The organism is Halolactibacillus halophilus, from assembly GCF_900115605.1.
GTDB classification, from domain to species: Bacteria; Bacillota; Bacilli; order Bacillales; family Amphibacillaceae; genus Halolactibacillus; species Halolactibacillus halophilus.
In genome coordinates this window covers 1-7,903 of sequence record NZ_FOXC01000057.1, presented here as the reverse complement: position 1 = coordinate 7,903, position 7,903 = coordinate 1, and the positions used below count along the sequence as shown (strand labels likewise).

At 38.3% G+C, this 7,903-nt stretch carries 4 protein-coding genes; all 4 read right to left on the bottom strand.

The genetic code is table 11. The features are described 5' to 3' along the window. Positions 1–60: 60 nt before the first annotated feature. Genes BM098_RS12600 through gpGT form a run of 4 tightly spaced genes read right to left on the bottom strand, consistent with a single transcriptional unit; the run spans position 61 to position 7,799 of the window. Positions 61–2,766 (bottom strand): phage tail spike protein, encoded by a 2,706-nt coding sequence (locus BM098_RS12600; RefSeq protein WP_089833912.1) that lies wholly within the window; start codon positions 2,764–2,766, stop codon positions 61–63. A 12-nt stretch (positions 2,767–2,778) separates the two neighbouring features. Then, on the bottom strand, positions 2,779–4,260 hold the full coding sequence (locus BM098_RS12595) for a distal tail protein Dit (protein WP_159430199.1): 1,482 nt from the start codon (positions 4,258–4,260) through the stop codon (positions 2,779–2,781). After that, positions 4,250–7,660 carry a phage tail tape measure protein gene (locus BM098_RS12590; protein WP_159430198.1) on the bottom strand — a complete coding sequence of 1,137 codons (3,411 nt, stop codon included), beginning with the start codon at positions 7,658–7,660 and terminating at the stop codon, positions 4,250–4,252. The genes BM098_RS12595 and BM098_RS12590 overlap by 11 nt, the downstream gene beginning before the upstream one ends. Before the next feature lie 16 nt (positions 7,661–7,676). After that, on the bottom strand, positions 7,677–7,799 hold the full coding sequence (gpGT, locus tag BM098_RS13890) for a phage tail assembly chaperone GT (protein ID WP_268762410.1): 123 nt from the start codon (positions 7,797–7,799) through the stop codon (positions 7,677–7,679). Positions 7,800–7,903: the final 104 nt, after the last annotated feature.

The following is a 7,903-nucleotide window of genomic DNA, read 5'->3' as shown; positions in this document are numbered from 1 at the left end:
GTTTGCAGTGTTAATGTAAGCATTTAAAATACTAAGAAGCGATAGTCCGAGTTGCACTCCTTAAAAAAATTGTACAGTTTTGTGTTGACATACCAGTTGGCTAATCGTCGTTTCTGCAGTGTCCACCCGACCTTTTAAAGTGTTAAATGTACTTACCTCTACTTTAGATGTAATAGCCCCATCCAATGCATTTATGTCGAGTTCCGCAGTAGATAATCGAGTATTCATGCTATCGACAGTGGTTGAATCTGCTTTTAAACTGATTTGTCCTGCTAATTGATTTATTTCTGACGATGCGTAACTATAAACGGAGTCGATTTCGGCTTGAACATCTTCTAGCGCCGGTGTCCAATCTGTGGCTACGTTGCCTTTTTCGATTTGAAAATGCGAAATCCACGAACTACTTTCGATATATATTATCGACCTTCTCTTATAATAACCGGAAGTAGGAATCGTAATTGTATAAATGTATCTTTTCCAATTAGCCGTTAATGTAGGTCCGTTTGTCGTTATATAACTATTACTTGAACTATTAAGACAAACGAAGTATCCATTATGCATTAAATTCGTTCCTTTAGCCCAATAACTGATAGTATAGGTTCCGGCTTCATAATACCTTTCTTCTTTATCATGATAACCACCACCAGTTCCGCCTACTGTGCAAACTCTTTTTTCACTTAACCCTTCTAAACCATCAGGTACATCTGAACTATACTCACCAGTCTGTTCGTTTCCGCCCCACGAATACAAACCAAATGTTTCACCTTCAGTTTTACTTTCATAATTACTATCGGAGAAGTAATTCCTTCCACCAACTTCAATATCCGCAATAGCACCAGTAACATACGTAGCATCTACCTTGCTTGATATCTGACCGGCTTGTACTGTTAATTGGCTATTCAAACTAGATATATCGGTTGTATGACCATTTACAGTTGATTCAAGACTACTCACATCGGCAGTGATTCCATTAACACCAACCTGTAAGCTACTTACATCGCTACTGATTTGTGTCACATCACCTTCTAAATTCGTGAGTGCGCTTTGACTCGCCTTTAATTCAACTTGTCCGGCGAGAATATTTAATTCACTGCTTAAATCAGTCACATTACCACTCACAGTATCTAACTCGCTCTGATTGGCTTTTAAACTGATTGCACTAGTATTGGCACTTATTTGTGTCCCTTGACTACTCACGGTACCTTCTAGACTACTTAAATCTGTAATAGCAACGGACAAGCTTCCCTCAACTGTATCAAGATCAGTTTCTACGGTTGTTATACGACCACCTTGTGCATTAAGTGCAACCTCATTGTCGTTGACTGCTTGCTGTAAGTTAGACGCTGTTGTTTCTAAATCTGCAACAGTATTGTTGATTGTGTTGACTAATGTACCATCCGCTTTTAACGCTAGTTGACCATCAACGTATTCAATCCCAGCTTTATCTAATAACTCTGCATCAATCTGTGACTTCACCGTGTTTGTATAGTTATTTGCATGAGATTCTGCCTCACTAGCCACTTGATCCGCATGGTCTTTGGCTGCTGTTTCTGCTTGTTCTGCTTTTTGTGTCGCATCTTGTTCTGCATCTGCTTTGACTTGAGTATCTTTGTCATCAATTGTGGGCTTATCATAAGTAAGCTCAAACAATTGCGATTGACTAATCTTTTCTTTGATTTGTTCCTGCAACGACTTCCAAATTGCATTGACTTGCTCTTCTGTAAATTCTACAAAATCACCAAGCGTTACTTCTTTTAAACTATTATCAAAAATATCACGCGACTGTTCAAACACTCGTGCTTCGACGTATAAAGGTGGATTAAACTTCTCATCTTTGATTCGTATTGTATTGCCAAAGCGTATTTTTTTATTCTCCATGCCAGGAACGTGTTCTAAGTCAACGATATTCGCACTATAAGTAATAACGGCATTAATACGCTTGTTTAACTCCGTACGACCATATTGTTCTAACTCTGATAATGTCATATCTAAGTTCGATGATTGCGGTTCATAGACACCGATTAAATGTTTTAGTTCTCCCGTTATCGGGTCTGGTCTACCCCAGCGTTGTAAAGCATCCTCATCTTCAACTAACACTTCTAAACGATTGCCATCAGCATCTTCTGGACCTAAGCACAATAATGCTGTATAGATGTCGCTTGTGTCCTCTGAACGTTCAATGCTGTCTAGGTCTTTGCCGAACGTTACTTCTCGTCCGCCCCAGGCGCCTACTCGATCAAGTAAATCAACATAACGATTAGTTACACGATTACCATCTGTTTCAGTTCGAAAGCGTAGTTCTAAGTCAAATTCATTGGCCACTCGTTTTAGCATTGTAAAAGGGTTGGTATGCGTGTCAATTGTGATGGTATGTAACGCATCACTCTCAACTAAACCTGGACGCCACTCTGTTTCATTCGTCACAAAACTAAGTGCAGCAGTGGCTGTTGTACTTTCTAAAACTGTTGGATGAATCACTTTAGCTTTGATTAAATCTAAATAACTTGCAGTCGTATAAACTTCTACTCGATCATTTGTCTTAATCACGTTTTGAATAATGAACTCAATATAACCTTTATCTTCTGACGGAATGATTAAGCGATTGCGGTCTGTTAGCTTATCAGCATAGTCAAAATCCGGTAGACATTCAAAGTCAAATTGTTCTAGCTGATTTTCTAACGATTGTTTATGAGTGTTAAACAATACCTCGTTATCAGTTATAAAACCTACGAGTTCATCACTTTGACCGTTTACTATGTGTATCATATCTCTCACCTCCTACTTAAATGTTTCTCTGTATGTCATGCTCACGTTAAAAGCATTTGACGGATGCACAACCAACTCATTCGTTCCTTTTTGAAGCTCAAAAAATCTTGCGCCAAAATCTTTTAATCGCATTACATTCTCACCATTTAACAGCATTTCTTCATCCTTATGGTCAAACGTTATTATGTCTCCTGGATACGCAATGTATGGCGTTTCATCTTGCGTTGCTTGCGTTAACTCATATATCTTCAAGTCGTTAAAACGCGCCAAATATGGCGGGTTCCGACCTTTCCACGATCGAATAAACAATTGGACGTATTTAATCTTACCTGTCCATTGATTCGTACGATCAGTGAACGTTCGAGTGAGTGTATTAACATGTTTGCCATTAACAATTTCCGCAACATAAAATGTAAAGCGTTGACCTTCTCTTTTCCAACGAAAAATAAACATGGAAGATTTACCTAAGTTATTGTAATCGTAGTTAGCGCGTCCAATAACATATCTTGTTGATTCATCTACATATTCACCCGCTCTAGCCAATCCACTTCGATTATGAAATTCAGCAAAGCGATCACGAATACCAATCTTGCCGATATTCTTCATACCCTCATCAAATAAATAGACTTCCATGCGGAAGTTTTCCTCTAATAAATCCGTTCGCGTATCAAAAATAGCCTCCATCTCGAAGTCTTGAATTGAGGATGGAAGCTCTCTATAAATTGATGGACCATAGCCACCTCTTTCAGTAAATGGCGTGCCATAGTTATTAACGATAACACCTGTTCCGTCATGAGTATAAGTTCCATCACTGACACCGCCAACAGTCGGATCAACGAAACTTGAATTTACATCACGAGGACGACTTATCCAGTTAGATAGGTCAGTACTCGTTAATTGATAAATCAGCTGTTTAGCATCTATTACTGACACATCATCATCAGCTGGCTTCCCAATCATCATATATTCATCATGTTGGTTCTGTATCATGGCAAACGTAACTGGTGTTAATACTTCTAACTCAAAGATTGGTTTTGCTTCATGTGTGCCTTCATTCGTCACTGAGACGTAATCGGACGGGAAGGTGTAGGTTCTTTCGGGTCCGTATGCATATGGGCCCGGACATACGAAAGTAATCGTTCCTCGCCTTAGAGTTGCCATTTTCTCGAAGTCATCGATAGCATTTTCTACTACAGCATAATAAATTCTACCTGGTTCATCATCAAATTCTAATGAAACTGGCTCATTTGTAACTAACCACTCCGCAAGTTCATCTTTCTTGTTTAATGCATCCTGATCATCTTCAATTCGAAAACCTACAGGTTGATTAATTTTTAATGGTCTTATTTCGGTACTACTTAAATAGCCACCCGGATAACCTGGTACGGTTAATATATTTCTTGTTAGTGCTGCAAAAGGAGGCTTCGTTCGACCACGCTCAATATATAACCATTCTTTTCTGATTCCGTTAAATGTTAATGACTCATTGGGCAAATTTATCCCTCACCTTCTTATTCCTAACTTGAGTTTCTGTTATAAGTGGCTCTATTCCTCTAGCCAGTGATCGCGCATCTATTATTGTACTGTTATCTTTAGATAGAATAGCAGTCAATAATTCATTTTGTTCTAACGTTGCAGTCAATAATTCTTTTGTATAATCAACAACTGAGGTTTGTCTGAGAGATTGGCTTGGTACAGTAGTTTGCTTCCCTAATAACGCTAACAGCTTGTTAAACGAATTATTCCTTAAAGAGTTTACAATTCTATCTGCTTCACCATCAGGACTTATTCCAGTTGCATAACCAGGCATACTATTAAATGCTTTCATGATATTCTTAGTTTCTTCATTCGTGAAAACTTGATAACCCTCTGGGCGCTTATACATACCAAACTCAAGCATTTCCCATCGATTACCTAGCCGACCAAGTTCAGGACCTTCTTCACCCGCAAGAAAAGGACCACCAGGATGATAGTCAGTACCTTTTGCATATCGTTGATGTCCTCCACCACCGACTAGACCAATATTAGCTGAGTCACCAGGCTGAAACCCAGAATATTGCGCGTGGAATTTAACATTGACCACTCGACTCTGATAAATTGTTCTGCCGGCGACTTCATTAATATTTTCTAACTCGCTTTTAGCTGTCTGTAGTTTAGATATTTGTGTATTAATTTTATCTACTTGATCCTGATACTCTTGCGTGTTCAACTCACCAGAATACCGTAATTCATCTAGCTTTTCTTTTTCTTTAGAAAGAGATTCAATTTGTGTTTCAACAGCTTTCAGGCCTTGCCCTTTTTCATAATTTAAATCTAACTGAGACAAGATGATCTCTTCATACTTAAAACGCACGTTATCTAACTCAGCTAGCTCTTCTCTTGTTAAATCTAAATTCTCTTGATTTTTAATGTACTTATCAGTTAAACCTTTAGCTAGACGATCGAGTTCTTCTTCTTGGTGTTTCATTTCTCGTAACGTATCCTGTTCTAATGCCAAGCTTGTTTTCAAACGTTCAAGCTCTAAGAAATCTTTCGGGTCTTTAGCGTCAGCTAGATCATTAATTTGTTGTTCGATATCTCGAATAACTTCTTTTTGATTCGTTTGTTCCTGCATGTTTTTCTTTTGTTCATCTTGATTAGCAATACGTTCTTTATCAAGTTCTTTAGCTTCAGCAATTAATTTATTCAAATCACGTTGCGTTTGAGCGTGTTCGTTAATAGCGTCGTTTAACTGTTGTTGTACTTCTGCTTCTAAAATATTTCGTTGTTCTTGACTGTACTCTTTTAATGCTAAAGTATTTTCAGCGTAGGCCTCACCTTGCGAGCTGATTGCTTTTGAGGTTGCCGGTGCCTTCTCGATAACATCATCATTTAAATCAAGAAATTCTTCCATCTCATCGTTTGTAAATCCGCTTTTTTCGAGTAAATCTTCTTGCTCTGTCGTAAGTTCCTTTATTTTGTCTGGTGCATTCGTTTGCTGAAGTTCTGCGAGTATATCCATGTATCTCAACATCTCATCAGTGGTTAAAGCATTTTTATCTTGAAGTTCATCAAAACGACTAATCAAATCATCTGTTGCTTGTAATTCCTCTTGCATCGTTTCAATTTTTTCTAGGTTTACTTTGCTACTATCACGCATTGCATCACTAAGTTTAAAAATGCCATATGTTAAACCTGCAACACCTGCAACAGCGACACCGCCAAGACCGGCAACGCCTAAACTACCAATCTGGCCAAGTAAAGCTGCACCACCCGCTTTACCAAATAAGGTCGATAACGATCCACCAACTTTTAATAGACCGCCAACGCCTGAACTCAAACTTCCAAACGCAGAAATAGCAGGACCTGCAACTGCAGCTATCCCGCCGATCATGATAATATTTTTCTTACCTTCCTCATCTAACTCTTCAAACCATTGTGTTACGCCCTCGATACTATCCTTAACATCTGGTAATACTTCTCTCGTAAAATCAAGCAAAGTTTCTCCAACAGGTAGTAATACTTCTTTTGCTTCACGCCAAGTTGACTTCCATTGCTGAGAAATAGATTTCTCAGCATTCTTAGTCATATCGTCCATTGTTCCGTCTACATCTTCTAGACCCTCTCCGATATCACCAAGAGCATACATTGCTTCTGATTCTAAATCCTCGAATTTGGTACCAAATAGCTCAACACCTATCTGATTAGCAGAAACTTGGTCATCCATGCCTTTCAATTCTTTTAAGACGGCATTTGATACATCTTTAACGGTTTTATCACCTTTATTAAACTCTTTCCAAACTGTCTGAGTTTCTTCAGATAATTGATCCATCGCGTCTGATGTTGTTTTTGACCCATCTTTTACACGAATTTGGAATTCTTTCATGACATCATTGATGTAATCAAGGTTATAAACACCTGCTTCAGTACCTTTCTGCAGTAATTCAAAGTATTCTTCAGCTGAATAGCCCATATTACCAAACAGAGTGGAATACTCACTCAGATTATCAAACATCTCATTACTAAAATTAAGTCCGTTCTGTGCTCCTTTAGCCATTAAATCAAAGGCTTCATCAGCTTCAAGACCGAATCCCTTCATGATGTTATTTCCTGCTCGAGTGACTTCATTTACGTCTGATTCGAACGTATCAGCAAGTAAAAAAGCTTTCTCTGTAATTCGTTCTAAATCTTCATTGTTTAAGTCACGTATATTCTGTTTTGTTTGTAATAAAGCAGTATCAATTTCTTCTGCACTTTCTCCAAATCCGTTTTTATAAATATTTCGTGAGATATCGGTCAGTTCTTTGGTTTCTTCTGCAGTTAAACCCAGTGAGTTTTGTATTTTCACCGCGGAATCCTCATAGCTAGATGCGACGAGCCCCATCGCTGTTCCCATACCAATCACTGCAGGCGTGACAGTCTTAGATAAGGCATTTCCGACGCCTGATGCTTTGTCACCAAAATTCTTCATTTTGTTACCGGCATTGTCCAGGGTGTTGCCCAACTTTGTCCAATTAGAATTAGCGATGCGTTGTTCTTCTCTTAACTGAGATAAATCTTTTTCAACGCGCTCAACATAACGACTTAAATTGTTTAAAGCAGCGACTTGATTGTTATACTCTTTTGCGGCCTTTTGAGCTTCCTCTGAACCTTCACCATGTTCTTTTACCATCTTTTCATAGCTTTTTCTAGCGCTATCTGTAACGGCTTGTTGTACCTCTAACTTCTTGTTCAATCCATTTAACCGTGTTTCATATTTAACAATGGTTTTATCACTGCGATCAAATGCAGACATATTGGCTTTCATTTCACTATTTACAGTCGTTAATTGGGATTTTAAATCTTTTAGACCTGAGTTGATTTTCATCGTTTCTAAATCCAACTCAATGGATAGACCTTCAATTCTTTCTGCCATCATTTATCCTCCCTTCTTAACCGCCAAAAGCCTTGATAAGAGACTTTTCTTCTCTTGGCTTATTTTTATCTTGCATCAGTTGTACAACATAATGAATGGGCATATCGAGCACCTCGTTAATGTCCTTACCCTTATCCATTAATTTCAAGATGAGTTTATCTAAGTATTCAGCTTGCTTGGCGATAGAAAAATCCTCATCCGTTAATTTTTCTTCGCCAGAAAGTTTTTTGTTTCATCTGATTG

Excerpts from the sequence above, each read along its gene's own strand:
- BM098_RS12590 (WP_159430198.1), bottom strand. The coding sequence starts at position 7,660 with ATGGCAGAAAGAATTGAAGGTCTATCCATTGAGTTGGATTTAGAAACG.
- gpGT (WP_268762410.1), bottom strand. The coding sequence starts at position 7,799 with ATGGATAAGGGTAAGGACATTAACGAGGTGCTCGATATGCCCATTCAT.
- BM098_RS12600 (WP_089833912.1), bottom strand. The coding sequence starts at position 2,766 with ATGATACACATAGTAAACGGTCAAAGTGATGAACTCGTAGGTTTTATA.